This window comes from Saccharospirillum sp. MSK14-1, assembly GCF_003054965.1.
Lineage (GTDB): Bacteria > Pseudomonadota > Gammaproteobacteria > Pseudomonadales > Natronospirillaceae > Saccharospirillum.
This window is the reverse complement of record NZ_MIES01000009.1, coordinates 1-1,939: the sequence shown is the minus strand read 5'-3', so window position 1 is coordinate 1,939 and position 1,939 is coordinate 1. Positions and strand designations below refer to the sequence as shown.

Sequence of the window (1,939 nt, the reverse complement as noted above, 5' to 3'; positions counted from 1 at the left end):
CCCGATCCATTGCTTTTATCGCCAAAGGGCTTTGTGCACAGGCCGGACCGTTGCAGAAAGCGACAATCTTTTTGGCGTTACTGCAATCCCACGCTCCAGATGCGCCAGTACAACCGAGTTCATCTAAACGCATAGCGACTTCGGTGTAAGGAATGTGAACACTGCCGGGAATCGTCGACTTAACACGCCATTCAATCGTGCGCATGTCGACGACAACGAAGCTGTCATCGTTCAAGGCTGCGAGTACGTCGAGCTCGCCCATGGGGTGAACTCCGGGAATAGGAATTAACGGCTGAAGTACGCCGCCGATTAATTGCATATCGTTTTTCGTGCGAACGATTGTGACCGGGCCGTCTTCGGTTTGTACCGTGATTTGATCTACATTTTGATCGATAGGCAGTCGGTGATCATCTGCAAGCGAAAATGGAATGATCATTAGAGTGAGGATGATAAATCTCAGTGGATGTTTCATGGCGCACCTTTTATCTTTTTTATAGTAGGTGAGCACAATATAGAACTTATTTTAGAAAAGTCTAAAGGAGTATTTGGTCGAGAAAATTTTTTTTTGCTGTAAATAAATATTTCACAGACAAGTCTGCTTTTAATTTTATGAATAAAAATTTGCGATTAATCCATTGTTTCTTAAGTGTTTTGTCGTGAACACGGCTGGTTGCATTAAGCGATATTTCGCAATGTTTTTAGTTCAAATATTTTATTAAAAAAAACTTAGTAAAAAAAATTAGCATAAGCCGAGGGGAATTATTTTATGAATTTAAAAATTCCCGCCAATTTTAAAATCGAAAATTCCGGCATTGATTTTTATTTTTTTAAATGAGAATAATAATCATGCATAGAAGTTTCCATTGCCTTTGCGCGAGATATTAAGCTTCGGTTCGGCACCGGAATATCTATGATTAAAAATTTATAAAACTCGTTTTATTGCTAATTTTCAGCATTCGATAATTTTACCGGGATTCAAAATAAGTTCAGAATCCATCGTCCGCTTTATTGTGCGCATGAGTTCTATTTCAATTTCTGATCGACTCAGCGGCAGATATTTCAGCCGGTCTTTTCCTATGCCATGTTCGGCCGAAATCGAACCGCTTAAGCCACTTAAATTGTCGTATACAATGGCATCGAGGTCGTCCGCCGTTATCGATGAAGACTCAGGCAAAGTGAAAATTATATGCAGGTTGCAGTCGCCAATGTGGCCAAAAAAGTATGGTGTCAGCTGCAACTTTTCAGCCGTCATTGTTTGGCGAATACGGTCGACATAGGCGGTCATGTGTTTTGTCGGCATGCTGATATCAAAGGCAACCATGTTGCCATCGCTGCGGAAAGGTTCGATGTTTTCGCGGATTGCCCATAGGTTCTTTTGTTCAGTGCTGTTTTGAGCGATGACCACATCGTCAGCAAGACCCTGTTCGAGCAGGTCATTCAGTGCAGTCATGAAAATATCCTCAAACGCGGGGTTCGCCCCAGAGTTGTATTCCACGATGACGTAATAAGGATGCCCGGCAGGCAGCGGTTTTCGTTCGATATAATCGCTCTTAATCGACTTTTCATAAAAGTCTTGCCACATAACTTCAAATGCAGACAGCTGGTCGTTGAGTTGCCGTTGTAATTGTTGCTTGATCGTTAGGCAATGCTCAAAGTTGCTGACGGCGAGCAGGGCGCTGTGTTTCGCCGGTGGCAGATAACCGAGTTTAAGGTTTAGCCGGGTTATGACAGCCAGAGTTCCCTCACTGCCGATAAACAGTTGCTTCAGGTCGTATCCGGTATTGTTTTTGAGCAGAACGTTTGTCGAATTAACAATGCGGCCATCGGCAAGCACGGCTTCAATGCCGAGAATATTGTCGCGCGCCATGCCGTTTAGCAAGACATTGCTGCCGCCGGCATTGGTTGAGGCGATACCCCCAATCTGACAGCTACCTTTGGC

Annotated in this window: 2 protein-coding genes; both read right to left on the bottom strand. The window is 43.7% G+C overall.

Translation table 11 applies throughout. The features are described 5' to 3' along the window. The coding region (locus BGP77_RS02785; RefSeq protein WP_108163225.1) for a rhodanese-like domain-containing protein at positions 1 to 472 on the bottom strand (472 nt) is incomplete at its 3' end. A 477-nt stretch (positions 473 to 949) separates the two neighbouring features. After that, positions 950 to 1,939 (bottom strand): FAD-binding oxidoreductase (locus BGP77_RS02780; protein WP_108163224.1); only part of this gene is annotated, 990 nt, incomplete at its 5' end.